The sequence below is a fragment of the Pseudomonas citronellolis genome (genome assembly GCF_001586155.1).
Classification (GTDB): Bacteria; Pseudomonadota; Gammaproteobacteria; order Pseudomonadales; family Pseudomonadaceae; genus Pseudomonas; species Pseudomonas citronellolis.
The window spans coordinates 856,930-881,276 of record NZ_CP014158.1 but is presented as its reverse complement, the minus strand read 5'-3'; the positions used below and the strand labels follow the sequence as shown (position 1 = coordinate 881,276).

Annotated in this window: 20 protein-coding genes, 1 pseudogene and 1 riboswitch; of the genes and pseudogenes, 13 read left to right on the top strand and 8 right to left on the bottom strand. The window is 69.1% G+C overall.

Features of this window, described 5'->3' with window-relative positions; translation table 11 throughout:
- Positions 1 to 147: 147 nt before the first annotated feature.
- Both PcP3B5_RS04055 and PcP3B5_RS32300 read right to left on the bottom strand, forming a co-directional pair.
- Positions 148 to 1,245, bottom strand: a complete 1,098-nt coding sequence (locus tag PcP3B5_RS04055; RefSeq protein ID WP_061560614.1) for a 3-deoxy-7-phosphoheptulonate synthase — start codon at positions 1,243 to 1,245, stop codon at positions 148 to 150.
- Positions 1,246 to 1,520: 275 nt separating this feature from the next.
- On the bottom strand, positions 1,521 to 1,655 hold the full coding sequence (locus PcP3B5_RS32300) for a hypothetical protein (RefSeq protein WP_257724148.1): 135 nt from the start codon (positions 1,653 to 1,655) through the stop codon (positions 1,521 to 1,523).
- 156 nt (positions 1,656 to 1,811) lie between these two features.
- On the opposite strand from PcP3B5_RS32300, the gene PcP3B5_RS04050 reads away from it, so the two are divergent.
- Together PcP3B5_RS04050 and PcP3B5_RS04045 are read left to right on the top strand one after the other, a co-directional pair.
- Positions 1,812 to 2,813, top strand: coding sequence for a magnesium chelatase ATPase subunit I (locus tag PcP3B5_RS04050; RefSeq protein WP_043315297.1), 1,002 nt, complete (start codon positions 1,812 to 1,814; stop codon positions 2,811 to 2,813).
- Entirely contained in the window at positions 2,795 to 3,478 is a 684-nt protein-coding gene (locus tag PcP3B5_RS04045) for a vWA domain-containing protein (protein ID WP_236695193.1), read from the top strand. Before PcP3B5_RS04050 ends, PcP3B5_RS04045 begins: the two co-directional genes overlap by 19 nt.
- Before the next feature lie 7 nt (positions 3,479 to 3,485).
- Here the strand turns inward: PcP3B5_RS04045 and PcP3B5_RS04040 are convergent, their stop codons facing one another.
- The 3 genes from PcP3B5_RS04040 to PcP3B5_RS04030 all read right to left on the bottom strand — a co-directional run bounded on the left by PcP3B5_RS04040 (position 3,486) and on the right by PcP3B5_RS04030 (position 6,291).
- The gene (locus PcP3B5_RS04040) at positions 3,486 to 4,109 is read right to left on the bottom strand and encodes a glutathione S-transferase family protein (RefSeq protein ID WP_061560613.1); all 624 of its coding nucleotides are present in this window, start codon (positions 4,107 to 4,109) and stop codon (positions 3,486 to 3,488) included.
- A gap of 254 nt (positions 4,110 to 4,363) precedes the next feature.
- Positions 4,364 to 5,092 (bottom strand): cobalt-precorrin-6A reductase, encoded by a 729-nt coding sequence (locus tag PcP3B5_RS04035; protein ID WP_061560612.1) that lies wholly within the window; start codon positions 5,090 to 5,092, stop codon positions 4,364 to 4,366.
- The gene (locus PcP3B5_RS04030; RefSeq protein WP_043315300.1) at positions 5,089 to 6,291 is read right to left on the bottom strand and encodes a bifunctional cobalt-precorrin-7 (C(5))-methyltransferase/cobalt-precorrin-6B (C(15))-methyltransferase; all 1,203 of its coding nucleotides are present in this window, start codon (positions 6,289 to 6,291) and stop codon (positions 5,089 to 5,091) included. Before PcP3B5_RS04030 ends, PcP3B5_RS04035 begins: the two co-directional genes overlap by 4 nt.
- Before the next feature lie 77 nt (positions 6,292 to 6,368).
- Positions 6,369 to 6,552: riboswitch (cobalamin riboswitch) on the top strand.
- A 91-nt stretch (positions 6,553 to 6,643) separates the two neighbouring features.
- On the opposite strand from PcP3B5_RS04030, the gene cobG reads away from it, so the two are divergent.
- From cobG to PcP3B5_RS03995, 7 genes are all read left to right on the top strand, one after another.
- Complete coding sequence (cobG, locus tag PcP3B5_RS04025) at positions 6,644 to 7,972, top strand: precorrin-3B synthase (RefSeq protein WP_043315301.1); 1,329 nt, start codon at positions 6,644 to 6,646, stop codon at positions 7,970 to 7,972.
- Positions 7,965 to 8,591, top strand: a complete 627-nt coding sequence (locus PcP3B5_RS04020) for a precorrin-8X methylmutase (protein ID WP_043273429.1) — start codon at positions 7,965 to 7,967, stop codon at positions 8,589 to 8,591. The genes cobG and PcP3B5_RS04020 overlap by 8 nt, the downstream gene beginning before the upstream one ends.
- Entirely contained in the window at positions 8,588 to 9,331 is a 744-nt protein-coding gene (locus tag PcP3B5_RS04015; protein WP_162493537.1) for a precorrin-2 C(20)-methyltransferase, read from the top strand. The genes PcP3B5_RS04020 and PcP3B5_RS04015 overlap by 4 nt, the downstream gene beginning before the upstream one ends.
- A complete protein-coding gene (cobJ, locus tag PcP3B5_RS04010; RefSeq protein ID WP_061560610.1) occupies positions 9,331 to 10,974 on the top strand; it encodes a precorrin-3B C(17)-methyltransferase in 1,644 nt (547 codons plus the stop codon). The genes PcP3B5_RS04015 and cobJ overlap by 1 nt, the downstream gene beginning before the upstream one ends.
- A 279-nt stretch (positions 10,975 to 11,253) precedes the next feature.
- On the top strand, positions 11,254 to 11,754 hold the full coding sequence (locus tag PcP3B5_RS04005; RefSeq protein ID WP_061560609.1) for a sigma-70 family RNA polymerase sigma factor: 501 nt from the start codon (positions 11,254 to 11,256) through the stop codon (positions 11,752 to 11,754).
- Positions 11,751 to 12,728: a FecR domain-containing protein gene (locus tag PcP3B5_RS04000; protein WP_061560608.1), complete on the top strand. Its 978-nt coding sequence runs from the start codon at positions 11,751 to 11,753 to the stop codon at positions 12,726 to 12,728. Before PcP3B5_RS04005 ends, PcP3B5_RS04000 begins: the two co-directional genes overlap by 4 nt.
- Positions 12,729 to 13,165: 437 nt before the next feature.
- A complete protein-coding gene (locus PcP3B5_RS03995) occupies positions 13,166 to 15,607 on the top strand; it encodes a TonB-dependent siderophore receptor (RefSeq protein WP_061560607.1) in 2,442 nt (813 codons plus the stop codon).
- A 221-nt stretch (positions 15,608 to 15,828) separates the two neighbouring features.
- On the opposite strand, the gene PcP3B5_RS03990 is transcribed toward PcP3B5_RS03995, so the two are convergent.
- Genes PcP3B5_RS03990 through PcP3B5_RS30495 form a run of 3 tightly spaced genes read right to left on the bottom strand, consistent with a single transcriptional unit; the run spans position 15,829 to position 20,935 of the window.
- The gene (locus tag PcP3B5_RS03990; RefSeq protein ID WP_061560606.1) at positions 15,829 to 16,767 is read right to left on the bottom strand and encodes a hypothetical protein; all 939 of its coding nucleotides are present in this window, start codon (positions 16,765 to 16,767) and stop codon (positions 15,829 to 15,831) included.
- Positions 16,764 to 17,732 (bottom strand): hypothetical protein, encoded by a 969-nt coding sequence (locus tag PcP3B5_RS03985; RefSeq protein ID WP_058071843.1) that lies wholly within the window; start codon positions 17,730 to 17,732, stop codon positions 16,764 to 16,766. Before PcP3B5_RS03985 ends, PcP3B5_RS03990 begins: the two co-directional genes overlap by 4 nt.
- Positions 17,729 to 20,935: a toxin VasX gene (locus PcP3B5_RS30495; protein WP_061560605.1), complete on the bottom strand. Its 3,207-nt coding sequence runs from the start codon at positions 20,933 to 20,935 to the stop codon at positions 17,729 to 17,731. Before PcP3B5_RS30495 ends, PcP3B5_RS03985 begins: the two co-directional genes overlap by 4 nt.
- A 167-nt stretch (positions 20,936 to 21,102) precedes the next feature.
- On the opposite strand from PcP3B5_RS30495, the pseudogene PcP3B5_RS32505 reads away from it, so the two are divergent.
- The 4 genes and pseudogenes from PcP3B5_RS32505 to PcP3B5_RS03960 all read left to right on the top strand — a co-directional run.
- Positions 21,103 to 21,234, top strand: a pseudogene (locus tag PcP3B5_RS32505) (hypothetical protein); the annotation flags it as partial.
- Positions 21,235 to 21,694: 460 nt separating this feature from the next.
- Positions 21,695 to 22,537: an ABC transporter ATP-binding protein gene (locus tag PcP3B5_RS03970; protein ID WP_145923969.1), complete on the top strand. Its 843-nt coding sequence runs from the start codon at positions 21,695 to 21,697 to the stop codon at positions 22,535 to 22,537.
- A gap of 20 nt (positions 22,538 to 22,557) precedes the next feature.
- Entirely contained in the window at positions 22,558 to 23,556 is a 999-nt protein-coding gene (locus tag PcP3B5_RS03965) for an ABC transporter substrate-binding protein (RefSeq protein WP_061560604.1), read from the top strand.
- A gap of 16 nt (positions 23,557 to 23,572) precedes the next feature.
- On the top strand, positions 23,573 to 24,346 hold the full coding sequence (locus PcP3B5_RS03960) for an ABC transporter permease (protein ID WP_061560603.1): 774 nt from the start codon (positions 23,573 to 23,575) through the stop codon (positions 24,344 to 24,346).
- Position 24,347: the final 1 nt, after the last annotated feature.

Sequence of the window (24,347 nt, the reverse complement as noted above, 5' to 3'; positions counted from 1 at the left end):
GCGCAGCCGAGGGTTAGGGAGAGGGCGCTCTCATACCTGGCACCGACACGACCGGGAAACTCCCTTCGCGAGCAAGCTCGCTCCTACAGGCATCCAGTAACGTAGGGCGTATAACCGTTCGCGGTTATACGCCCTACGCCGAGCCCATTACCCCCGCCGCAACCGCCCCGCCGCATCCAGCAACAACGCCTCGGTCCCACCCCACCCCAGGCACCCATCGGTAATGGAAACCCCGTAACGCAGCTCGCCCTTCAGCGGCTGGCAGCCGTCGAACAGGTGGCTCTCCAGCATCACCCCGCGCAGCGAGGCGTCGCCGCCCAGGCGCTGGTCGAGCACGCTGGCCAGCACCGCCGGCTGGCGCAGCGGGTCCTTGGCGCTGTTGGCGTGGCTGCAATCGACCATGATCCGCGCCGGGATGCCCTGCTTCTCCAGCCCCTCGCGGGCCGCGCGCACGCTGGCCACGTCGTAGTTCGGCCCACCGTGGCCGCCGCGCAGCACCAGGTGGGTGTCCGGGTTGCCGAGGGTCTGCACCAGCGCCGGGCGGCCCAGGCCGTCGATGCCGAAGTGCTGGTGCGGGTGCGCCGCCGAGCGCATGGCGTCGCAGGCGATGCCGAGGCTGCCGTCGGTGCCGTTCTTGAAGCCCACCGGCAGGTCCAGGCCGCTGACCATCTCGCGGTGTACCTGGGATTCGCTGGTGCGCGCGCCGATGGCCGCCCAGCCCAGCAGGTCGTCGAGGTAGCCGGCCACCAGCGGTTGCAGCAGCTCGGTGGCCACCGGCAGGCCGCGTTCGAGCATGTCCAGCATCAGCCGGCGCGACAGCGCCAGGCCCTCGGCCATGTCGCCGCTGCCGTCCAGGCGCGGGTCGTACACCAGGCCCTTCCAGCCGACGGTGGTGCGCGGCTTCTCGACGTAGGCGCGCATCACCAGCAGCAACTGGTCGCTCACTTCGGGGGCCAGGGCGGCGAGGCGTTCGGCGTAGTCGAGGGCGGAATCGGCGTCGTGCAGGGAACAGGGGCCGACCACCACCAGCAGGCGCGGGTCGCGGCCGTCGAGGATGGCGCGGATGGCCTGGCGGTCATGCTGTACGCGTTCGGCCAGGGCGGCGGAAAGCGGCAGGCGCTGGCGCAGTTCGGCGGGGCCCGGCAGCGGCTGTTCGCGGCGGCGGGCAGAGGGGCGCGGCAGTTCGAGGACTTCGGCGGACTGCGGCAGGTCGTTGCGGATCAGGGCGGAAACGGAGGAATTCATGGACTGGCATCCTTGGCCGGCGCGGTCATGGCCGCGCGCGGCGCTATCTGAGTGTTCGACTGAGTAGTTCGGGTGTGGCAGCGGTACGGCTGCTAAATCGCCAGTCGGAGGTGCGGTAATAGCGGTAGGTGGTGTAGGCGGTCATGTTTCGATCCTCTGTTGGAATTGCGTTGGCCTTGTGGGCCGGAAAAACAAAAACCCCGGTCGGGTTGCCGACCGGGGTTTCGTGAAACTGTCTGGTTGGCGACCCTGCTTGCTGGGGCGCCTGTGGGGTATCAGGCGCGCCTGTGGCTAAACCAATACCCATAGAAGAAATAACCGGCGGCAGCGGCCAGCACCTGCGCGCGAACGACCGCGGAGCCGATGGCACCGGGGCGGGCGAGGGACTGGATGGACAGGCTGGACGGCATGGTTATCTCCACAAGATGCCGGCCAAGCTACCGCATCGGCGCGGGGCTTTCAATCATCCTTTCCTATCGCCTTCATCGACGGCGCCTCGCCCGGCCGCGCCGGCTTCGCTACCATTCGCCTTCCATGCACGCCCAAGCTCGCCGCAGGTAACGCCCATGCAACCGCACTTCCCCCTCGCCGCCGTGGTCGCCGCCGACGACCTGAAACTGGCGCTGTGCCTGGCCGCCATCGACCCGGCCATCGGCGGGGTGCTGATCGAGGGCCCGCGCGGCATGGCCAAGTCGACCCTGGCCCGGGGCGTGGCCGACCTGCTCGACGGCGGGCGCTTCGTCACCCTGCCCCTGGGCGCCAGCGAGGAACGCATCGTCGGCACCCTGGACCTGGACGCCGCCCTGGGCGAGGGCCGCGCGCGCTTCTCCCCGGGCATCCTGGCCAACGCCGACGGCGGCGTGCTCTACGTCGACGAGGTGAACCTGCTGCCCGACCACCTGGTGGACCTGCTGCTGGACGTGGCCGCCAGCGGCGTCAACCATGTCGAGCGCGACGGCCTGTCCCACAGCCACCCGGCGCGCTTCGTGCTGATCGGCACCATGAACCCCGAGGAAGGCGAACTGCGCCCGCAACTGCTGGACCGCTTCGGCCTCAAGGTCGAGCTGGGCGGCACGCCGCCGCCGGCCGAGCGCGCCGAGATCGTCCGCCGCCGCCTGGCCTTCGACGCCGACCCACAGGCCTTCCTCGGCCACTGGCAGGCCGAGCAGGACGCCCTGCGCCAGCGCTGCGCCCAGGCCCGCCAGCGTCTTCCCGGCATTCCCCTGGACGACGCCGCGCTGCAGGCCATCGCCGAGCGCTGCTACGCCGCCGGGGTGGACGGCCTGCGCGCCGACCTGGTCTGGCTGCGCGGCGCCCGCGCCCATGCCGCCTGGCGCGGCGCCGAGCGCATCGCGACGGAGGATATCGACGCCCTGGAGCCCTTCGCCCTCGCCCACCGCCGCCGCCATGCGCCGCCACCGCCAGCACAGTCGCAGGCACCCCAGGCCCCGGTCGCCAACCAGCCCGAACAAGGCGCGCAAAACGAAGGCCAGTGGGGCGAACTGCCGCCCCGCGCCGTGCCCGCCGGCGCCGCCCGCGAACTGCCGGGCTGGCCAAAAAAGCCCTGAGCATCCGCCCGCGCCCGGCCCCAGGCGCGGATGCCAGCCCCACACCCGGCCAACTCGCCGGCGGCCGCAGCGGCGCCCGCCGGCACGGCGCGCAGTCGCGCATCGACTGGCCGGCCACCCTCCTGCGCGGGCGCCCGAAGAGACGTGACGACCTGGTGCTGCGCGCCCGCAGCGCCAAGCCCCGCGAACTCTGGCTGGTGATCGTCGACGCCTCGGCCAGCACCCGCCGGCACGGCGCCCTGGGCCTGGCCAAGGGCCTGCTGGCGGAAGTCTTCGAGCAGGCCTACCGGCAACGCGCGCGCCTGGCCGTGCTGCACGCCGCGGGGCGGCAGCCGCGCTGGCTGTGGCAGGGGCAGAAGGCTTCGGCGCAGCTGCGCGACTGGCTGCATGAACTGGGCGCCGGCGGCGGCACGCCGCTGCCCGAGGCGCTGGCCCAGGCCGCCGACTGGCTGCAGCAGCGCCAGCGCCACAAGCCCGGCGAACGCCAGCGCCTGCTGATCGTCACCGACGGCCGCCTGAGCGACTGCCCGCCCCTGGCGCCGCTGCCCTGCGCCAGCCTGCTGGTGGACATCGAGAGCGGCCCCGTGCGCCTGGGCCGCGCCCGCCAGTTGGCCGCGAACCTCGGCGCCGAATACCGCGCCATCGGCGACCTGCCCCTGCGCTGAAGCAGGCTCAGGGCAGGCCGTTGCAACCGTGCTCGCAGAACCCCGGACGCTGGCCCAGCCGCTGGTAATAGGCGGCCACGGCAGGCAGTTCGGGGCGCTGCATCGGCGTCATGAACCAGCGCTGCACCGACAGGCCGATGGCGACGTCGGCCAGGCTGAAACGCTCGCCGGCGACATGGGCGCCGGTGCGCTCCAGCTGGCGGTCGAGCAGCGCCATCAGCCGGCCCCATTCCCGCTCGCTCGCCGCGATGGCCGCGGCATCGGCATGAGCCGGGCTGTTGCGCACCCGCGCCATGAACACGTAGCGCCAGGCGTTGTTCAGCTCGGTGGCCTGCCAGCCCATCCACTGCTCCACCAGCGCCCGTTCGCGAGGCGCGGACGGCAGCAGCTCGTCGCGCGGGTACTGGCTGGCGAGGTAACTGCAAATGGCATTGCTCTCCCAGAGCACGAAATCGCCGTCCACCAGCACCGGCACCAGCGCATTGGGATTGAGCGCGAGGAATTCCTCCGGGTCGGTGGCGCGGAAACCGCTGCCCCAGTCTTCCCTGGCGTAGGGAAGCTGCAGCTCGGCGCAGGTCCACAGCACCTTGCGCACGTTGATCGATGAGGCCTTGCCGAGAATCCGCAGCATCTGCCGGCTCCTTGCCGAAAAGGGCAGCTTAGAGCGTCGGCGGGCGGTTCGCGAGCAAGCCCTGCACCCTCCACCCCCGTAGGATGGGTTGAGCGAAGCGATACCCATCACCATGGCAGCATGGGTTTCGCATGCTCAACCCATCCTACGAAAGCGCCCCGGCGCGATGGGCAAGACAGTTGCTCCCATAGGCGGCGCACACACGCTCTTCGTAGGAGCGAGGGGACGCCTAGTTCTTGCTCGCGAACCCGGCCCTACAGAAGCGGCTCCAACGCCATCCACAACGCCTCGACGCTGTCGAACCGCCGATCCACCTCGGGCAATTCCGGCCGCGCCAGGATCAGCACCGGCACGCCCCGCTCGCGCGCCACCTGCAGCTTCGGCTCGGTGGCCTGGCTGCCGCTGTTCTTGCTCACCAGCACGTCGGTGCCCAGGCGCGCGAACAGCTCGCGCTCGCCCTCCAGGCTGAAGGGCCCGCGCGCGCCCAGCACCTCGGCGCGTTCGGTTCCGGGCAGGCTCTGCAAACAGCGCACGGTCCAGAACTGATGTTCGGGAATTTCGCCGAGGTGCTCCAGCGGCTCGCGCCCCAGGGTGAACAGCGGCCGGCGGAACGGCGCCAGGGCGGCGATCAGCTGCGCCCAGCCTGCTACCTCGCGCCAGTCGTCACCGGGCCCGGGCTGCCAGCCGGGGCGGCGTAGGGCCCAGCAGGACACGCCGGCCAGCTGCGCGGCGCGGGCGGCGTTGCGGCTGATCTGCGCGGCATAGGGATGGGTGGCGTCGAGCAGCAGATCGTAGCCCTGCCCGGCGATGAAATCCGCCAGGCCCTCTGCCCCACCATAGCCGCCGACACGCACCTGGCAGGCCAGGTCGTCCGGCACCTTGCCCAGGCCGGCCAGGCTGTACAGGTGACCGGGACCGAGGCGGCGGGCGATGGCCAGGGCCTCGCCGATGCCGCCCAGCAGCAGGATGCGTTTGCCGTTCACGGCTTGCGCACCGCCAGCAGGGTGATCGGCAGGGCCGCGCGCCAAGTGTCGAAACCGCCCAGGGGCTGCGCCTGGGCCACCTGCAGGCGCACCAGCTCGCCGCCGTGGCGTTCGCGCCAGCCGACCAGGGCCGCCTCGCTCTGCAGGGTCACCGCGTTGGCCAGCAGCCGGCCGCCGGGCTTGAGGCAATCCCAGCAATACTCCAGCACGCCCGGCACGGTGACGCCGCCGCCGATGAAGATGGCGTCCGGCGCCTCCAGGCCCTCCAGGGCTTCCGGTGCGCGCCCGGCCACCAGTTGCAGGCTGGGCACGCCGAGGGCGTCGCGGTTGTGGGCGATGTGCCCGAGACGGCTTTCCTCGGCCTCGATGGCGAAGGCCCGGCAACTGGGGTGCGCGCGCATCCACTCGATGCCGATGGAGCCGCAGCCGGCGCCGACGTCCCAGAGCAGTTCGCCCGGCTCCGGGGCCAGGCGCGCGAGGGTCACCGCGCGCACGTCGCGCTTGGTCAGCTGGCCGTCGTGGCGGTAGGCGTCGTCGGGCAGGCCGGGGGTCAGCGCCAGGCGCCGGGCATCGGCGCCGGCCACGCAGTCGATGGCCAGAACGTTGAGCGCAGCGGCCTCGTCCAGCGACCAGTCGGCAGCCAGGCCGTCGATGCGCCGCTCGCGCTCGCCGCCCAGGTGTTCCAGCACGCTCAGCCGGCTCGGCGCGAAGCCGCGTTCACGCAACAGCGCGGCCACCGCTGCGGGGCTGCGGCCATCGGCGCACAGCACCAGCAGGCGGCGCCCCGGATGCAGGCGCGCGTTCAGCGCCGCCAGCGGGCGGCCCACCAGCGACAGCAGCTCCACGTCCTGCAGCGCCCAGCCCAGCCGCGCCGCCGCCAGGCTCACCGAGGACGGCGCCGGCAGCACGCGCATTTCCGCCGCCGGCAGTTGCCGCGCGAGGCTCGCGCCCACGCCGAAGAACAGCGGGTCGCCGCTGGCCAGCACGCAGGTGGGGGTGCCGCGCCGCGCCAGCAACGGCGCCATGTCGAAGGGGCTCGGCCAGCGCCTGCGCTGCGCGCCGATGCACGGCGGCAGCAGGGCCAGCTGGCGCTCGCCGCCGAACACATCGCTGGCCGCCAGCAGGGCGCGGCGGGCGGTCTTGCCGAGGCCGGCATAGCCGTCCTCGCCGATGCCGACGATGGTCAGCCAGGGCGTCATGGGGGTTCCTCTGCGTTGCGACACTGCGCCGCCGGCGTTTCGACGGGCAGGGTTTTCAAGGGGTCGGGCAAAGCGGGCATAATACAGCCTTCGTCGGTGCCCATCAGGGCCGAAGAGGGAACGCGCAGGAGCCATCCAAGCGCGGCTGCCCCCGCAACTGTAAGCAGCGAGTCCACGCGTCATTGGCCACTGGGAAACCGGGAAGGCCGCGTCGGGCAAAGACCTGCCAGCCAGGAGACCTGCCGACGGGACCAGTCGCGTGTGCAAGCATCGAGCGGGGTGTATCGATGTTGTAGATCCTCCCAATCAGGGGCGATCCGCAAGGTCACCGCGACCCAGCCATGGTGACCCTGTGCCGAATCTGCCGCCTGTTCCCCCTGTCGAAATCCGCCCGTCGCCCTGCCCGGGGCTGCTGCGCGTGGTCGCTTCCGGCGATGGCGGCATCTGCCGCATCAAGCTGCCCGGCGGGCGCCTCGACGCCAGCGGCGCCAGGGCCATCGCCCGCGCCGCCGAACGCCATGCCGACGGCGTGCTGGAGGCGACCAACCGCGCCAACCTGCAGATCCGCGGCGTGCACGAAGGCGCCGGCGCGGCGCTGTCCGCCGAGCTGCTGCGGGCCGGGCTGGGCCCGCGGGTGGCCGCCGCCGACGACGTGCGCAACCTGCTGCTCAGCCCCGCCGCCGGCCTCGACCCGGCCCAGGCCCTGGATGTCGCGCCGCTGGCCGCCACGCTGCTCGACCTGCTGCAGGACGAGCCACGCTTCCACGGCCTGTCGCCCAAGTTCGCCCTGCAACTGGATGGCGGCGAATCCCTGGCGATGCTCGAACACCCCCACGACATCTGGCTGTCGGCCATGGACGCCGGGCGCTTCGCCTTCGGCCTGGCCGGCTGCCCGCCGCTGCGCGCGCAGGACAGACCCGCGCTCGCCGCCGTCGCCAGCGAACAGCTGCCGGCCCTGGTCGAGGCGCTGCTGAACCTGTTCCTCGACCTGGCCGGAGAAGGCGTCTCGCGCATGCGCCAGTTGCTGGCGAAGGTGCCCGCGCAAGACCTGCTGGCGCGCCTCGATCTGCCGCTGCAACAGGACGTGGCCGACTGGCGCCGCGCCGCCGTCGAGCCCTTCGCCCACCTGGGCATCCGCCCGCAGCGCCAGGGCGGCCTGTGCAGCGTCGGCGCAGGCTTCGTCCTCGGCCGCCTGCACAGCGGGCTGCTGCGCGAACTGGCCGATCTCGCCGAACGCGAAGGCGACGGCAGCCTGCGCCTGACGCCCTGGCAGGGCCTGCTGCTGCCCAACGTGCCGGCTGCGCGCGCCAGCGCCGTGCTCGCCGCACTCGACAGCCAGGGCCTGATCATCTCGGCCGCACAGCCGCTGTCCCGGCTGGTGGCCTGCAGCGGCTCGGCCGGCTGCGCCCGCGGCCTGGCCGACACCAAGGCCGACGCCCTGCGCCTGGCCGAACGCCTGCGCGCGCCGCTGCCCGCCGGCGTGCACCTGTGCGGCTGCCCGCGCTCCTGCGCCGCCGCCCACGTGGCGCCGCTGACCCTGCTGGCCGTCGCCGACGGCCGCTACGACCTCTACCGCCGCGCCCCCGGCCACGCCGGCTTCGGCCAGCCGCTGGCGCGCGACCTGACCCTCGACGCCGCGGCCGACCGGCTGCGCGATCCCGGAGCCCTACCCGATGCTTGACTACATCCGCGACGGCCAGGCGATCTACCGCCAGTCCTTCGCCACCATCCGCGCCGAGGCCGACCTCTCGGCCATTCCCGCCGACCTGGAAAAGCTCGCCGTGCGGGTGATCCACGCCTGCGGCATGGTCGACGTGGTGCAGGACCTGCGCTTCTCCCCCGGCGCCGGCGCCATCGGCCGCGCGGCCCTGGCGGCGGGCGCACCGATCCTCTGCGACGCGCGCATGGTCGCCGAGGGCGTCACCCGCGCGCGCCTGCCGGCGGCCAACGAGGTGATCTGCACGCTCAACGAAGCGGACGTCCCGGCCCTGGCCCGCGAGCTGGGCAACACCCGCTCGGCGGTAGCCCTGGAGCACTGGCGCGAACACCTGGAAGGCAGCGTGGTGGTGATCGGCAATGCCCCCACCGCGCTGTTCTACCTGCTGGAAATGCTCGACGCCGGCGCGCCGAAGCCGGCGCTGATCCTCGGCTTCCCGGTGGGCTTCGTCGGCGCCGCCGAATCCAAGGACCTGCTCGCCGCCGACAGCCGCGGCGTGCCCTACGTCATCGTCCGCGGCCGCCGCGGCGGCAGCGCCATGGCCGCCGCCGCGGTGAACGCCCTGGCCACGGAGGTGGAATGATGACCGGCCGCCTGCTCGGCCTGGGCGTCGGCCCCGGCGACCCCGAGCTGATCACCCTCAAGGCCCTGCGCCTGCTGCAAGCCGCGCCCGTGGTCGCCTACTTCGTGGCCAAGGCCAAGCACCGCGCCGGCCACGGCGGCAACGCCTTCGGCATCATCGAGCAGCACCTGGGCGACAGCCAGCAGCGCCTGCCCCTGGTGTACCCGGTGACCACCGAGAAGCTGGAGCCGCCGCTGACCTACGAGGGCGTCATCAGCGACTTCTACGACACCGCCGCCGAGCAGGTCGCCGGCCACCTGGAAGCCGGCCGCGACGTCGCGGTGATCTGCGAGGGCGATCCGTTCTTCTATGGCTCCTACATGTACCTGCACGACCGCCTGGCCGAGCGCTACCCGGCCGAAGTGGTGCCCGGCGTGTGCTCCATGCTGGGCAGCGCGGCGGTGCTCGGCGTGCCGCTGGTGTACCGCAACCAGAGCCTGTCGGTGCTCTCCGGCGTGCTGCCGGAAGACGAACTGAAGCAGCGCCTGGCGGCCGCCGACGCGGCGGTGGTGATGAAGCTCGGGCGCAACTTCGACAAGGTCCGCCGCGTGCTCCGTGAACTGGGCCGCGACGGCGGCGCGCACTACGTGGAACGGGCAACCATGCGCGAGCAGCGCATCGTGCCGCTGGACGAGGTGGACCCGATGGCCTCGCCCTACTTCTCCATGGTGGTGATCCCCGGGCAGAGGTGGCGCGGTTGATGAACGCCTCCCCCGCCATCGTCATTCTCGGCGCCAGCGCCCTGGCCACCGCCCGGCGCCTGCAGGCGCTTTATCCACAGGCGCGCATCCACGGCCTGCAGGGCCGCGTCGACGGCGCCGAGGAAAGCTACCAGGACTTCGGCGACACCCTGCGCGCGCTCTATCGTAATGACACCCCGATCATCGCCCTGTGCGCCGCCGGCATCGTCATCCGCAGCCTGGCCCCGGCGCTGCAGGAAAAAGGTGCGGAGCCACCGGTGCTGGCCGTAGCCGAGGACGGCAGCGCGGTGGTGCCGCTGCTGGGCGGCCTGGCCGGGGTCAACCGCCTGGCCCGGGAAATCGCCGCCGCGCTGGACGTGGCGCCGGCCATCACCACCAGCGGCGAGCTGCGCTTCGGCACCTGCCTGCTGGAGCCGCCGCCAGGCTACGCCCTGGCCGACATCGAGCAGGGCAAGCGCTTCGTCGCCGACCTGCTGGGTGGAGAAAGCCTGCGCATTGACGGCGACGCCCCCTGGCTGGCCGCAGCGCGCCTGCCGCTGGCCGAGGACGCCAGGCGCAGCGTGCGGGTGACCTGCGAGGCACGCCCGGCGCAGCGCGACGAACTGCTGATCCACCCACGGCGGGTGCTGGCGGAAGTCGCCGCGCCTGTGGACAACCTCGCCGAGCGAGTCCGCCAGGCCTTGCACGCGTCCGGACTGGCGGAGGCTGCCCTGGCCGCCCTGCTCGCTCCGCGCCGGTACATGGCCGATGCGAGCCTGGCCGAGGCCGCAAAGGCGCTCGACGTGCCGCTGCGCTTCATCGATGAGCAATCCTCGCCGGCGGCGCAGGATGGCATCCACCTGCGCCTCGCCGAATCCCCCGAGCAGGCCGCCGGCATCGGCCGCCCACGCGGGCGCCTGAGCGTGATCGGCCTCGGCCCCGGCGCCGCCGAGCACATGACACCGGCGGTGCGCCGCGCCCTGGACGAAGCCCAGGACCTGCTCGGCTACGAGACCTACGTGAAGATGGCCGAACCGCTGCGCGCGGACCAGGTGCGCCACTGCAGCGACAACCGCGAGGAGATGCAGCGCGCCCGCCACGCCTTCGAACTGGCCGCCAGCGGCCGGCGGGTGGTGGTGGTGTCGTCCGGCGACCCGGGCGTGTTCGCCATGGCCGCGGCGGTGGTCGAGGCGCTGCATGAAAGCAGCGACGCCGACTGGCACAACGTCGAACTGGAAGTGCTGCCCGGCGTCTCCGCCGCCCTGGCCGCCGCGGCCAAGGCCGGCGCGCCGCTGGGCCACGACTTCTGCCTGATCTCGCTGTCGGACAACCTCAAGCCCTGGGAAGTCATCGAAAAGCGCCTGGACCACGCCGGCGCCGCCGACCTGGCCATGGCCTTCTACAACCCCATCTCCAAGGCCCGCCCCTGGCAACTGGGCCGCGCCCTGGAGATCGTCCGCCAGCACCGCACGCCGGAAACCCTGGTGGTGCTCGGCCGCGACATCGGCCGCCCGGCCGAGGCGCTGCGCACGCTCACCCTCGGCGAGTTGCAGCCGGAGATGGTGGACATGCGCACCCTGGTGATCATCGGCTCGTCGCTGACCCGCCGCTTCCCGCGGGCCAGTGGCGGCGATTGGGTGTACACCCCGCGGTGGTATCGCTGAGGCAGGCCAGGCGGCGGATAACCGCGAACGGTTATGCGCCCTACATCATGGTCGGGTCTGGCGTAGGGCGCATAACGCCTACGGCGTTATCCGCCGTTTGGCCTTGGTCCCCGGCGGCTCCGGGGTTGACCTGGGCGTTGGCTGTGGCTTCGGTGTATCGGCGGATAACCGCGAACGGTGATTCGCCCTACGTCCCTGGAAGTTCGGCGCCCGCTTGCAAATGGCCAATGCGTTGATGAAAATGCGACGAATTATCATTCTTCATCTTTCCCGGCGCCCATGGCCTCCTCCACCCTCGACATCGACCAGCTGTACAGCGACCACCACGGCTGGCTGCACGGTTGGCTGCGCAGCCGCCTGGGTAACGCCGCGGATGCCGCCGACCTGGCCCAGGACACCTTCCTGCGCGTGCTGCTCAAGCAGGAGCTGCTGGAGCTGCGCACCCCGCGCGCTTTCCTGCGCACCATCGCCCGCGGCCTGGTGATCGACCACTGGCGCCGCGAGGAACTGGAGCGCGCCTATCTGGAGTCCATCGCCCACCTGCCAGAGGCGGAAACGCCCTCGGCGGAAACCCGCGAAATGCTCCTGGAACTGCTGGAAAGCATCGCCCGCCTGCTCGACAGTCTGAAGCCCAAGGTACGCAGCGCCTTCCTCCTGGCCCAGTGCGAGGGCCTACCCCACGCGCAGGTCGCCGAACGGCTCGGGGTTTCCGTGCGCTCGGTGGAGCGCTACGTGGCCGAGGCGCTGTTCCACTGCTACCAGGCGCGCTACGCCGAATGAACGCCAGCGCCGAACTGCAACCCGACGCCCGGGTGGTCAAGCAGGCCATCCAGTGGATGCTGCGCCTGTCCGGCGGCGCCGACCCGGCCGCGCAGGAAGCCTGCGCCCGCTGGCGCGCCCAGCGCGCCGAGCACGAACTGGCCTGGCAACGCGTGCAGTCGCTGAACCAGGAACTGCGCAGCGGCCTGCAGAGCGTGCCGGGCAGCCGCGTGGCCCTGGAAACCCTGGAGAAAGGCAGCCAGCGCCTGCAACGGCGCCAGGCCCTGAAACTGCTCTCGGTGGTCGCCCTGGGCGGCTCCGCGCTGTGGCTGAGCCGCGACCTCGGCCCCTGGCAGCGCTGGAGCGCCGACTACGCCAGCGGCATCGGCGAACGCAAGCGCTTCGTCCTGGCCGACGGCAGCAGACTGCAACTGAACACCGACACCGCCGTCGACGTCTTCTTCGCCCCGCAGCAGCGCCTGCTGGTCCTGCAGCGCGGCGAAATCCTCGTCAGCACCGCCAAGGACCCCGCCCGGCCGCTGCGTGTGCGCAACCGCGACGGCCTGTTCGAAGCCCTGGGCACCCGCTTCGTGCTGCGCCAGAACGCGAGCGACACCCTGCTCAGCGTGCAGCAGGGCGCCGTGGCCATCGCCCCGCGCCGCCTCGGCCAGACCAGCACGCTGGCCGAGGCCGGCCAGCGCTACCTGGTCGACGCCAACGGCGCCACCCCGCTGGCCGCCAGCAGCATGGACAGCAGCGCCTGGGCCGACGGCCTGATCGTCAGCCGCGACATGCGCCTGGCCGACTTCCTCGCCGAAGTCGCCCGCTACCGCCACGGCCACCTCGGCTGCGACCCGCTGGTGGCCGACCTGCGCCTGTCCGGCGTGTTCCGCCTGGACGACACCGACAAACTCCTCGACCTGCTGCCGCGCACCCTGCCGGTACGCGTCATGCGCCGCAGCGATTGGTGGGTGACCGTCGAAGCCCGCACCTGAACCGGACTCCCCTGTACCTGGGAGCGAGCTTGCTCGCGAATGGAGTTTCCAGGTGGTTTAGGTGTTTTGGTTTGACTCCGTCCCCTCTCCCCAGCCCTCTCCCTGAAGGGAGAGGGGGCTATCCGTGCCACCGGTGATTTTCGTGCCATCCGGCAACACCGGAGTGTCCGGCGAGCGCCGAAATCACGCTTCACACCGAACGGTCCCCTCTCCCTTCAGGGCGGGGCGCGCAGCCGAGGGTTAGGGAGAGGGCGCTCTCATGCCTGGCACCGCCACGACCGGGGAACTCCATTCTCGAACAAGCTCGCTCCTACGAAGAACCGCATGGGCGCCATCGGAAACCTTTTCGCGGATGAGAATTATTTTTGTCGGGTTTTCCCCACTGGCCCGGCATGGAGATAAACCCTCCCATTTCCCGCCCTGACGGATACCTCTCCATGCGTGCAGTCCCGGCTCGATCATCCGCCCTGAACTCCCCCGCCAGCCGCCTCGCCATCGCCGTGCGCGGCGCCCTGCTGTGCGCCGCCCTGGGCAGCGCCCTGCCCCTGACGGCCTGGGCCGCCGACGCCGCCAGCGTCACCCGCAGCCGCGCCTACGCCATCCCCGCCGGGCCCCTGGGCGAGGTGCTCAACAGCTTCGCCCGCGAGGCCGGCATCACCCTCTCGGCCACCCCGCAGCAGACCGCCGGGCTGCAGTCCGAAGGGCTCAACGGCATCTACTCGGTGGACCAGGGCCTGGCCCGCCTGCTCGCCGACACCCCGCTGCAGGCCGAGGACCAGGGCGACGGCAGCTACGTGCTGCGCAGCGTCGCGCCCCAGGACGCCCTGGCCATGCCGGCCACCAGCGTGTTCGCCCTGGGCAACGCGCTGGGCAGCGAGGACGGCTACCTGGCCACCCACAGCCAGATCGCCACCAAGACCTCCAAGGCCCTGCTGGAAACCAGCCAGAGCGTCTCGGTGGTGACCCGCGAGCAGATCCAGGACCAGGGCTCGAAGACCGTGCAGCAGGCGATCCGCTACACCCCCGGCATCTTCACCGGCCAGGTCGGCGCCTCCAACCGCTACGACTACATCGTCATGCGCGGCTTCGCCGACAACAGCGTGGACAACATCTACCTGGACGGCCTCAAGGCCATGGGCGACAGCGGCACCTTCAGCTCGATGCAGGTCGACCCGTACTTCCTCGAACGCATCGACGTGCTCAAGGGCCCGTCCTCGGTGCTCTACGGCCGCAGCCTGCCCGGCGGCCTGGTGGCGCTGACCAGCAAGAAGCCGCTGTACGAGGACTACCACCAGGTCACCGCCAGCGTCGGCAACATGCAGCAGCGCGAGCTGGGCTTCGACTTCAGCGGCCCGCTGGACGAGGAGAAACGCATCGCCTACCGCGTGGTCGGCCTGGGCAAGGGCGCCGACACCCAGTTCGACCACACCAAGGAAGAGCGCTACGCCATCGCCCCGAGCCTGGCCATCGACTTCAGCGACGACACCACCCTGACCCTCCAGGGCTACCTGCAGCACGACCCCAACGGCGGCTACCACAGCGGCGTGCCGGCCGACGGCGCGCTGTACCACCACAACGGCCGCAAGATCGACCGCGACTTCTTCGACGGCGAACCGAGCATCGACGACTTCGACCGCACCCAGCGCATGTTCGGCTACCAGCTGGAGCACCGCATCGACGACGTCTGGTCGGCGCGGCAGAACTTCCGCTACCTGGAGTCCGACGTGAGCCTGGCGCAGGTCTACGGCTACGGCTGGACCGCCGCGGACAGCAACGAGCTGACGCGCTACTTCTCCGGCGCCCGCGAGCGCCTGGAGGCCTACATCATCGACAACATGGCCCAGGCCGAATTCGCCACCGGCGCGGCGCAGCACACCCTGCTGATGGGCCTGGACTACCAGCGCCGGCACACCTCGGTGGACTGGTCCTCCGGCTCGGTGGCGCCCATCGACGCCTTCGACCCGGTCTACGGCAACGCCGCCATCAGCTACTACCCCGACGACAACCACACCCGACGCCTGGAGCAGACCGGCGTCTACGCCCAGGACCTGATCGATGTGGACAACTGGCGCTTCTCCCTGGGCATGCGCCAGGACTGGGTGACGGTGGAAGACAAGAACCGCAGCAGCGGCAGCAAGGCCGACGACGACTGGAAGAAATTCACCGGCCGCGCCGGCGTGCTCTACCTGTTCGACAACGGCATAGCGCCCTACGTCAGCTACTCCGAGTCGTTCAACCCCAACGCCTACTCCGACCAGAACGGCACCCCGCTGGAGCCCACCGAAGGCAAGCAGTGGGAGCTTGGCCTGAAGTACCAGCCGCCGGGCAGCGCCAGCCTGTACACCGCCTCGCTGTTCCACATCACCCAGGAAAACGTGGCCACCAAGGAGCCGCAGGACAACTTCTACACCTCGGTCGGCGAGATCCGCTCCCAGGGCCTGGAACTGGAAGCGCACATCCAGGCGACCAAGAACCTGAAGCTGCTGGGCAGCTACACCTACACCGACATCACCTACAGCAAGGCGCTGGACGGCAACCAGGGCCACACCCCGAACCAGGCGCCCAAGCACATGGCCTCGGTGTGGGCCGACTACGCCTTCGACGCAGGCCCCCTGGACGGCCTGAGCATCGGCGGCGGCGCCCGCTACGTCGGCGAAACCTGGGCGGACAAGGAAAACACCCTGCGCGTGCCCGACTACACCCTGGTCGACGCCCGCATCGGCTACGACCTCGGCAAGCTCGGCATGAAGGGCCTGGACGTCAGCCTCAACGCCAACAACCTGCTGGACAAGGACTACGTCGCCTCCTGCTACAACCTCGACTACTGCTACTTCGGCGAGAAACGCAACGTCACCGCCACGCTCAACTACCAGTTCTGAACCCAAGCCGCCCGCACCGCGGGCGGCCCCTCACCCCAGCCCTCTTCCGCCCGCCGCATTCCCTCCCCAGGACCGGACGCGCGGGAGAGGGCTGGGGTGAGGGCGGCCATTCCCTCGCAGGAGCGAGCGGACTCCAGGCTGACGGTATCGCCCAGGGAACTTGGTGAAGCAGTATCAGCAACAGGTCGAACTCCCGCTGCTGCTCGGAGGAATGGGACGTATCACGTCACAGCCTCTCCCGCCAACTCAGCCTCACGTTGTCGAATGGCTTCGTCCCACTCAGGGGAGCGCTTGGCCCATTGTTCGGGTGGCAGGGGTTTGGACCATTCGACGATATTGGGATCGGTCAGGTCGGGAGGGGGTGAGAGTTTCTTTCGCTCGATCAGGTCGATCAGCAAGGTGTTGAACACAATCAACCCGCAGAAGCCTTCCCATAGCAACGCCCGCAGCCAGCCCTTGGTTTTCCCCGCTTCGATAACGTCATCGATATAGCTGGCCAGGATTCCTTTCTTCCTGTTCAGGCGCCAAAGGTTGTCGGGGACAGCTTCCGGCCCGACTTCCATATAACTGCGCATGCATTCCCACAGGCGCATCGCCGTAGTACCGCCACCACAACTGAACCCCATGCTGCAGTCCCGTTCGCCTTCCTTCGCATTCGGGTCCGGGTTCTTGAAGCCCACCACCAGCATGCCTTGAGTCGTCTTGCCATGGCGCCCCACCGAGTCCATGGCAATGGCCTGCGCCACCACGGTTTCCCAGGGCACTATCCAGTAACTACCGTCTTTCTGTGGTACACAGACTTCGCGGCGTTGGCGGTTAAAACGGGTAGGAGGGGGGACCGGCTTGGTCAAACTATAGAGCACGAACGAAGAAGGAATTCCGACAATGATCAGACCAGCTACCAGGATGAACAGAGAAAACTCGGGCAACGACTCCCTAAATGGCACCCCCATAGCCAGCAACAGGAGAGTCATAGGCCACGCAATCATCACAAACGAGCCAATGCTGTACTCGCCAATATCAAGAAACACCTCGTTCTTGCGCCAGATGGTATTAAGCACATCCCTTGGGGGCTGGCCGGTGGGAATGGCCGGTGGCGCCAGGTAGTCCTCGCGGGAGAACAGGCCCTTCTTCTGGCTGCCGGCGGGGGGAAGCGTCATGTCGCAGCCTCTCCCGCCAACTCAGCCTCACGTTGGCGAATGGCTTCGTCCCACTCGGGAGAGCGCTTGGCCCATTGTTCGGGTGGCAGGGGGGCGGACCATTCGACTATGGCAGGGTCGGTCAAATCGGGAGGCGGCGCCAGCTTCCAAGTTTGCAGCATAGCTGCCAAGGGGGTCCCGAAGGCGACAATCGTAAATATCAGCCATAGTGCTTTACCGAACTCCTTGGCGAGCAAGTGCTTTTTTATGCCGGCATAGAACATCCAGATACTTCCCCAGATGGCTCCCCGCCCTCCCAATAGTTTTCGTGTGCCTTCCAGGTCATTTTCCAGCGGCACCGCTTCCGGCCCTATTTCCATATAGCTGCGCATGCATTCCCACAAGCGCATCGCCGTTGTGCCGCCACCACAACTGAATCCCATACTGCAATCCCGTTCGCCTTCCTTCGCATTCGGGTCCGGGTTCTTGAAGCCCACCACCAGCATGCCTTGGGTCGTCTTGCCATGGCGCCCCACCGAGTCCATGGCAATGGCCTGCGCCACCACGGTCTCCCAGGGCACTATCCAGTAACTACCGTCTTTCTGTGGTACACAGACTTCGCGGCGTTGGCGGTTAAAACGGGTGGGAGGGGGGACCGGCTTGGTCAAGCTATAAAGCAACATCAGGAGGGGAAATGCAAAAAAGCAAAAGAACAGAAACCAGTACGCCAGATGAACACCATCGGACTCCTCCGGCGTGGGAATGGATATCGGTGTTAATAGAACAAACAGCAGCATTATCGGCCAAACCATCATTACCGCTGAGCCAATGCTGTACTCGCCAATATCAAGAAACACCTCATTCTTGCGCCAGATGGTATTAAGCACATCCCTTGGGGGCTGGCCAGTGGGAATGGCCGGAGGTGCCAGGTAGTCCTCGCGGGAGAACAGGCCCTGCTTCTGGCTGCCGGCGGGGGGAAGTGTCATCGAGTTTCCTTGGGATGCAGGTGGTTCTCTCCTGTCAGGCGGTAGGTTTGCGCACGGTCCAGTTCCGGGGTGGGTTCGCCAGGGCGTAGGACAATCGGTGCACTTTCCGCCGTCAGGACATAGGCCAGGCCCTGTTCTCCTCCAATGGTCGTGATACCGGCCAGATCCGCCAGCGGGTTGTGGTAGCGCAGGCGTAGCGAGAGGCGCACCTGGGCCTGGCGGAAAGCGCCGCTCAAGCGCAGGCCCTGGCCTTGCTCCGCCGGTATCCAGGTGCATTGGCTGCGCTCCAGCCAGAGATCGCCGATATCCAGGTTGGGCTGGTCGTTGCTGCGGAACATGCGGAAGTGGTCGGGTACGGGACTGCCGATCAGGCCCAACTCCAGTTCGAGACTGGACGGCTCGGCACCCGGCAAGTCGATGGTCAGGCTCTGGATGGCTTCCAGGCTGACGGTGTCGCCCAGGGAGCCGGGCACCCGCTGGGACTTGCTATCGAAGCTGACACGTGGCTGGTAGAGCAGTACCAGCAATTGATCAAACTCCCGTTGCTGTTGTTCGGCGGGAATGGGATCGGTATTGCCGGCGCGAGCCTTGGACCAGCAACAGTTGGCCAGGTACTGCTGCAGCGGTGTGGATTGCCGCCACCATGCAAAAAGGTAGACTCCGCCCAATGCGAGCAGCAACAGATTGATTGGCCCCATGCCCAGGCGGAAGCGGCGGATGGCTGTGGGCGTATCAATGCGCTTGGCCAAGCGTAGAAAAGTCAAACCGAGCCCCAGGGTGGCCTGGGCGCCATAAGCGGTGATCTGCCCCGCCACAGCCAACCGACGGATTTCTATCCAAGGATCGATACTGCCTTGAGCCGCCTCTATCTGGCGGCCAAGGCTGAAAAACTCTGTCCCCGAAGCACCAAGCGACAACAAGCCAACAAATCCACCAAACAGAGTCAGAGCTGGCGCAATAGCGCCCCGCAAGTTGAACTCCTGTACTCCCCAGCCAACAATCACCCAATTCTGCACCACCGCCACCAATGCCGCCCCCGCATAGAGCGTGGCCGAAATGGTCTCGGCCCGGCGCTGGGTATCCATCCGCTCCAGGGCATGGGCTTGCGTCAGGTAGCTCTCGGCATTGAGCGCGTTGACCAGCAGCGCCGCCAGCGGCAGCAAGCCGCCGCTGTTCTGCACCGCGGGGCTTTGCAGGATGCCGGCGGCGCGGCCCTGGCCGATGGCCTGGGCGGTGTTGTTGACCCACTGGCCGAGCTGTTGCGCCTGCTGGCCGAGCAGGCGCCAGGTGGCCACGCCGTTGTTCAGGGTGCGGACCAGCGGGGCGCCGGCGCTCAGGCGGGTGACCAGCAGGGTGCCCAGCCATTGCCCCGGCAGGGTGCCCTTCTGCTGCAGCGCCAGCAGCACGGCGCCCAGGCGGGCCACGGTAAGGCTCCAGTAGCCGTCGACGTCGCTGGCCAGGCGCTGCAGCGCCTGCACGGTCGCGGCGCCGAGCAGGTGGGTCAGGGCCTCGTGGGTGGCGCTCAGGTTGTCCTGGGCGAGCACCGCCTGCAGCTCGCCCAGGCGCGCAGTGTTGTTCACCGCCGCTTCCAGCGATGGGCTCCAGCCCAGGAACAGCAAGCGGAAGACGCCGCCGTCCTTGGCGCGCAGGAAGTCGCTGAACTGCTCGACGCCCTGGCGGCGATGGCACTGGGCGCTGAGGCAGGCGTCGGCCAGTTCGTCCAGCCAGCACTGGTGCTGCGGGTTGTCGTGCTCGACGAACCAACTGCCCAGGTCGTGGCGCGGCAGGAAGGCCTGGCGGTCGGCATAGAGGCTGGCGTGGCGGGCCTCGACCTGGCGGAAATGCGCCGGGGCCTGCTCGTCCAGCCAGCGATCCATGCGTTCCAGGTCGATGTATTCGGCGACCTTGGCGCTGGCCCGGCCGCCGGCGAGCTGGCTGGCCTTGTCCTGGCGGTAGTCGCGCACGATGTCCTGTACCTGCTGCTGCAACTCGGCGGGGATGAAGGCGCGCAGCGGCGCCAGGCGTTGTTCGCGACGGCGGGCGATATCCGCGATGCGCTCGTCGGCGGCGGCGTGACCGATGCGCTGGCGCTCGTGGACGTTGACCTGGGTCTCTTCGTCCAGCAGGGCCTTGAGGGGCGCCTGGGCGGCGAGCAACTGCTCGCCCTGCTCGGGGGTGAGCTGGATATCGTGTTCGCGGTAACGGTAATTGAGCAGGCTGGCCAGCTCGCCACCGTCCTCGCGGACCAGGCTGCGGATGAAGCTGCCGACGTTCTGGCGCAGGTTGTTGTCGGCCATCCAGGCTTCGTGGCGGGCTTCCAGCTGTTCCTGCTCGTAGTTGAGATCGCGCAGCACGCCCAGGTCGTCGTCGAGCACGGCGAGCACCGCATGCAGTTCCCCGGCCTCGCTGCGTGCGCTGTCCAGCCACGCCGAGGTGGCGGGCACTTCCCACACCTGGGCGCTCCAGGCGCCCGGCGTGTCCTCCTGCTCGGCCTGGGGGTGGCGCATGGCGGCTTGCGAGCCGGCGTTGTACCACTCCATGGCGTGGATATAGGCGCGCACGTTCTCTTGGGTGGGGGCGGCGTTCATCCGCTCGGCCAGTTCCCGGGTCCGTCGTTTGTCCGCCTCGCGGTTCTGCGTATGCTCCTTGGCCAGAACACGTTCGCGGACCTCCGGCATCAGTTCGGCCAGCAGCGTTTCACTTGCGTCGAGCGGAGGGCAGTGCAGTGCCTGTAGGCGCAGGGCGACCTCGCCCAGGGCGACGTGGCGCATGCGCCGCTGGCGGATGCCGGCCTCCGCCAGTTGGGCACAGGCGTCTGCGCCGAGGGGGATTTCGCTGTACAGGAGCCAGGCATCGTGGCGCTTGTCCAGGGCGAAGCCGGCCTGGCTGCCGCGCAGCAGGACGCTCTCGTCGGCCGTCAGCGGCTGCGCCTGCAGCAGCCCGTCGGCGGCCACGGCATAGCGTTGCAGCGGCCCCTGCCCATGCCAGAGGTAGAGGAAGCCACCGCGCAGGCGGCGCAGGGCCATGGGGTGGCTGCTGGCGCGCACGGCCGGTTGCAGGCTGGCGTGGCGGGCGGGGTGCTCGGCCAGGGCGTAGCGCGCCGGGACGACGTACAGCTCGTTCTGGCGCGCCGGGCAACTGGCTATCGGGTTGCGGGCGTCGTCATGGCTCATGCCGTGCAGGCGGTTGGGGTTGCTGATCATGAAGCGCTCCTATACGAACCGCCGAGGCGGGATAACCCGGCATGGCAGCAGTTCGAATAGGGGAGGTGAAGTCGGCTTGAGCCCGTATTGGTGCGTGAAAAATCCGGGGTGGATTGGGCAGGGTATCGACCCGGGTTTGGACGTGGGGGGGTAGAAGCAGGAGGCTCTACCTGTCGGCCACCAGCTCCGGCCTGGCCTACCTGAGCGAGCGCTTCGAGGACTTCCCCCACCGCGTGCATATGACCCTGCAAGGGAGGCCGTGCTCGGTGCTGGTGGAGTGCGCCAAGGCGCATTTGTAAACCTAGACCCGGCCAGACGCCTGCCGGGCTGGCCGGCGTACTCGATTCTTCCCCCATGCACGGACGGCCCCCGCCCTTCAGAGAGAGGGGGCCCTTGGGCAGAACGAAGGGCCACGCAGTCAGCCGGCTGGTCCTGTTCGCGAGCAAGCTCGCTCCTACAAAGTCCCCTCGCCTCCTCCGCAAATCCCTCGCCTTCCCGCCGCGCCCCCTGATGGCGCACTGATAGGTAGCACCCGCAACCGATCTGCTACCGCGCTGTGCAGAAATTTCCCAGTGCCTTCGAAAAACCATTTCATGGGTGAAACAATCGGGCGTTTCACAGCGGAAACGCACAACTATTTGATTAATAAGGAATAAACAAAAGCACTCGTCAGAAAAATCACGTGGCATTGTTCATGCATAAATCAACGCACCGTATATGAAACAAAGCGAGATGAGGAACATGGCTGCCACCCAAGAGATGTACGCCGTCGTAGAACGGGGAACCGACTCCATGCGTCGCCAGGAAGGTGCGCGGCCGGCCGACGTGGAGATCGTCTTCGAGAACGTCGGCAAATGCTTCCCGAAGAAGGGCGAGCGCGATGCGCCCTTCGCCGTGCGCGGGCTGAACTTCAGCATCCGCAAGGGCGAGGTGGTTTCCATCATCGGCCCCTCCGGCTGCGGCAAGAGCACCCTGCTGAACATGGGCAGCGGCCTCTATACCCCCAGCGAGGGCGCGGTGTTCGTCGGCGGCGAGCGGGTGGTCAAGCCAGTGGCCAAGGTCGCCTTCATGCTGCAGAAGGACCTGCTCATGCCCTGGCGCAGCATCCGCCGCAACGTCGAGCTGGGCCTGGAGATCCAGGGCGTGGCCGCGGCGCAGCGGCGCACGGTGGCCGAGCGGCTGATCGACAAGTGCCACCTGGCCGGCTTCGGCGACCACTACCCGTTCCAGCTCTCCGGCGGCATGCGCCAGCGCGCGGCCCTGGCCCGCACCCTGGCCATCGACCCGCAGGTGCTGTTCCTCGACGAGCCGTTCTCGGCCCTCGACGCGCAGACCAAGATGATCCTCCAGCAGGACCTGGCGCAGATGCTCTACGAGCAACAGAAGACCGCGCTGTTCATCACCCACGACCTCATGGAAGCCATCGCCCTCTCCGACCGCATCCTGGTCATGAGCGCCCGCCCCGGCAACATCATCGAGGAGATCGAGGTCGACCTGCCGCACCGCGACAACCCCCTGGAACGCCGCAAGCTGCCCGGCGCCGGCCCCCTGGTCGGGCACCTGATGGACCTGCTGAAAGTCGGCGACGACCTTCTCCACTGACCCCGCACGAGGACCCGCTCATGCGCAACACCCTGCTCTCCCGCTTCGCCGGGCCGCTGCTCGCCCTGTGCGCCTGCGCCGCCAGCGCCGCGCCCACCGAGGTCACCTACCTGCTGCCGGCGCCGCCCAGCTCGCCGGCCTTCGCACCCTGGGTCATCGCCCAGCAGAAGGGCTACTACGCGGCCGAGAACCTCAAGGTGACCTTCCTCGCCGGCAAGGGCGGCGTCGACGTGGCCAAACAGATCGGCTCGGGCAACGCCCTGGTCGGCGGCGCCATCGGCGACACGCCCATCGTGGTGCGCGCCAACGGCGTGCCGGTGAAGGCCGTGGCGGTGCTCGGCGGCGGCGGCGTGACCCTGCTGGCGGCCAGCGCCGACAGCGGCATCGATTCGGTGAAGGCGCTCAAGGGCAAGACTCTGACGGTGATGTCCTACTCCGACACCACCTACTACGCCCTGCTCGCCTCGCTGCGCAAGGCCGGCCTGGGCCGCGACGACGTGGACATCCAGGCCGCAGGTCCAGCCGGCGTCTGGCAGTTGTTCTCCGCCGGCAAGGCCCAGGCCATGGCCGGGGTGCCGGACTGGTTCGTCAACGCCGAGGACGCCGGGCTGAAGGCGAAGCTTCTGCCCCAGGACCAGGTGTTCGAGAGCATGGCCCAGGCCATCCTCGCCTCCGACGACGCCATCGCCAACCACCCGGACGTGGTCCAGGGCGTGGTCAGCGCCACCCTCAAGGGCATGGCCGACATCATGGCCGATCCCAAGGGCGCCGCCGCCACCTTCGCCGCCGCCGTGCCGGCCTACAAGGGCAAGGAGGCCTCGCTGGAGCGCATCTTCCGGCTCTACGACGAGCACGTGTACCCGGGCCAGGCAGTCCCCGGGCACATCGACGAGCAGCGCCTGGCCAAGGTCGCGCGCTTCTACGTCGAGGAAAAGATAGTGCCGCGCGCCACCCCGCTGGCCGAGCTCTACACCAACCGCTTCGTCGAGGCCAACGCCGCCCGCCTGGCGCAACAGTAAGCACCCGGAGTCGCACATGACGCTTTCCCGTTCGAGCGCCGGCAGCCTGGCGCTGCTGGTGGTTTTCCTCGCCCTCTGGCAATGGGGCCCGGGCCTGCTCGGCATGCCCGAGTTCGTCCTGCCCAACCTCACCCGCGTGACCCGGGAGGCCGTGGCCATGTGGCAGGCCGGCAACCTGCTGGAGCACAGCCTGATCACCACCCTGGAGATCATCGTCGGCTTCGCCCTGGGCGCCCTGCTGGGCGTGGTCATCGGCGTCGCCCTGGGCCTGTCGCCGTCGGCCGAGGCCATGCTCTCGCCGTACATCCTGGCGCTGCAGATCGCCCCCAAGGTGGCCTTCGCCCCGCTGTTCGTGATGTGGCTGGGCTACACCGTGTACCCGAAGATCCTCATCGCCATCCTCATCGTGTTCTTCCCGGTGATGATCAACGTGCTCTCGGCGATCCGCACCGTCGACCCGGACATGATCAACCTGGTCCGCGCCCTGAGCGCCAACCGCTGGCAGCTGTTCCGCCTGGTGGAGTTCCCCTCGGCGATGAGCGCGCTGTTCTCCGGCCTGCGCATCGCCTCCACCCTGGCGGTGATCGGCGTCACCGTCGGCGAGCTGGTCGGCGGCAACAAGGGCCTGGGCTTCCTGCTGGTGGACGCCGAGGGCCAGGGCAACACCGCCGGGGTGTTCGTCACCATAGTCGCGCTGACGCTGATCGGCGTGCTCGCCTACGCCGCGGTGGTCTGGGCCGAGAAGCGCGTCCTGCACTACCTGCCCAAGGCCAACCTGGCCACCGCCTGAG

What these genes read in the sequence shown, in the direction of transcription:
- PcP3B5_RS04030 (WP_043315300.1), bottom strand. Translation starts at nt 6,291, where the DNA reads ATGACGCCCTGGCTGACCATCGTCGGCATCGGCGAGGACGGCTATGCC.
- PcP3B5_RS04020 (WP_043273429.1), top strand. Translation starts at nt 7,965, where the DNA reads ATGCTTGACTACATCCGCGACGGCCAGGCGATCTACCGCCAGTCCTTC.
- PcP3B5_RS03990 (WP_061560606.1), bottom strand. Translation starts at nt 16,767, where the DNA reads ATGACGCTTCCCCCCGCCGGCAGCCAGAAGAAGGGCCTGTTCTCCCGC.
- PcP3B5_RS04005 (WP_061560609.1), top strand. Translation starts at nt 11,254, where the DNA reads ATGGCCTCCTCCACCCTCGACATCGACCAGCTGTACAGCGACCACCAC.
- PcP3B5_RS03960 (WP_061560603.1), top strand. Translation starts at nt 23,573, where the DNA reads ATGACGCTTTCCCGTTCGAGCGCCGGCAGCCTGGCGCTGCTGGTGGTT.
- PcP3B5_RS03970 (WP_145923969.1), top strand. Translation starts at nt 21,695, where the DNA reads ATGTACGCCGTCGTAGAACGGGGAACCGACTCCATGCGTCGCCAGGAA.
- PcP3B5_RS30495 (WP_061560605.1), bottom strand. Translation starts at nt 20,935, where the DNA reads ATGATCAGCAACCCCAACCGCCTGCACGGCATGAGCCATGACGACGCC.
- PcP3B5_RS04015 (WP_162493537.1), top strand. Translation starts at nt 8,588, where the DNA reads ATGATGACCGGCCGCCTGCTCGGCCTGGGCGTCGGCCCCGGCGACCCC.
- PcP3B5_RS32300 (WP_257724148.1), bottom strand. Translation starts at nt 1,655, where the DNA reads ATGCCGTCCAGCCTGTCCATCCAGTCCCTCGCCCGCCCCGGTGCCATC.
- PcP3B5_RS04055 (WP_061560614.1), bottom strand. Translation starts at nt 1,245, where the DNA reads ATGAATTCCTCCGTTTCCGCCCTGATCCGCAACGACCTGCCGCAGTCC.
- PcP3B5_RS03985 (WP_058071843.1), bottom strand. Translation starts at nt 17,732, where the DNA reads ATGACACTTCCCCCCGCCGGCAGCCAGAAGCAGGGCCTGTTCTCCCGC.
- PcP3B5_RS03995 (WP_061560607.1), top strand. Translation starts at nt 13,166, where the DNA reads ATGCGTGCAGTCCCGGCTCGATCATCCGCCCTGAACTCCCCCGCCAGC.
- PcP3B5_RS04040 (WP_061560613.1), bottom strand. Translation starts at nt 4,109, where the DNA reads ATGCTGCGGATTCTCGGCAAGGCCTCATCGATCAACGTGCGCAAGGTG.
- cobJ (WP_061560610.1), top strand. Translation starts at nt 9,331, where the DNA reads ATGAACGCCTCCCCCGCCATCGTCATTCTCGGCGCCAGCGCCCTGGCC.
- PcP3B5_RS03965 (WP_061560604.1), top strand. Translation starts at nt 22,558, where the DNA reads ATGCGCAACACCCTGCTCTCCCGCTTCGCCGGGCCGCTGCTCGCCCTG.
- PcP3B5_RS04000 (WP_061560608.1), top strand. Translation starts at nt 11,751, where the DNA reads ATGAACGCCAGCGCCGAACTGCAACCCGACGCCCGGGTGGTCAAGCAG.
- PcP3B5_RS04050 (WP_043315297.1), top strand. Translation starts at nt 1,812, where the DNA reads ATGCAACCGCACTTCCCCCTCGCCGCCGTGGTCGCCGCCGACGACCTG.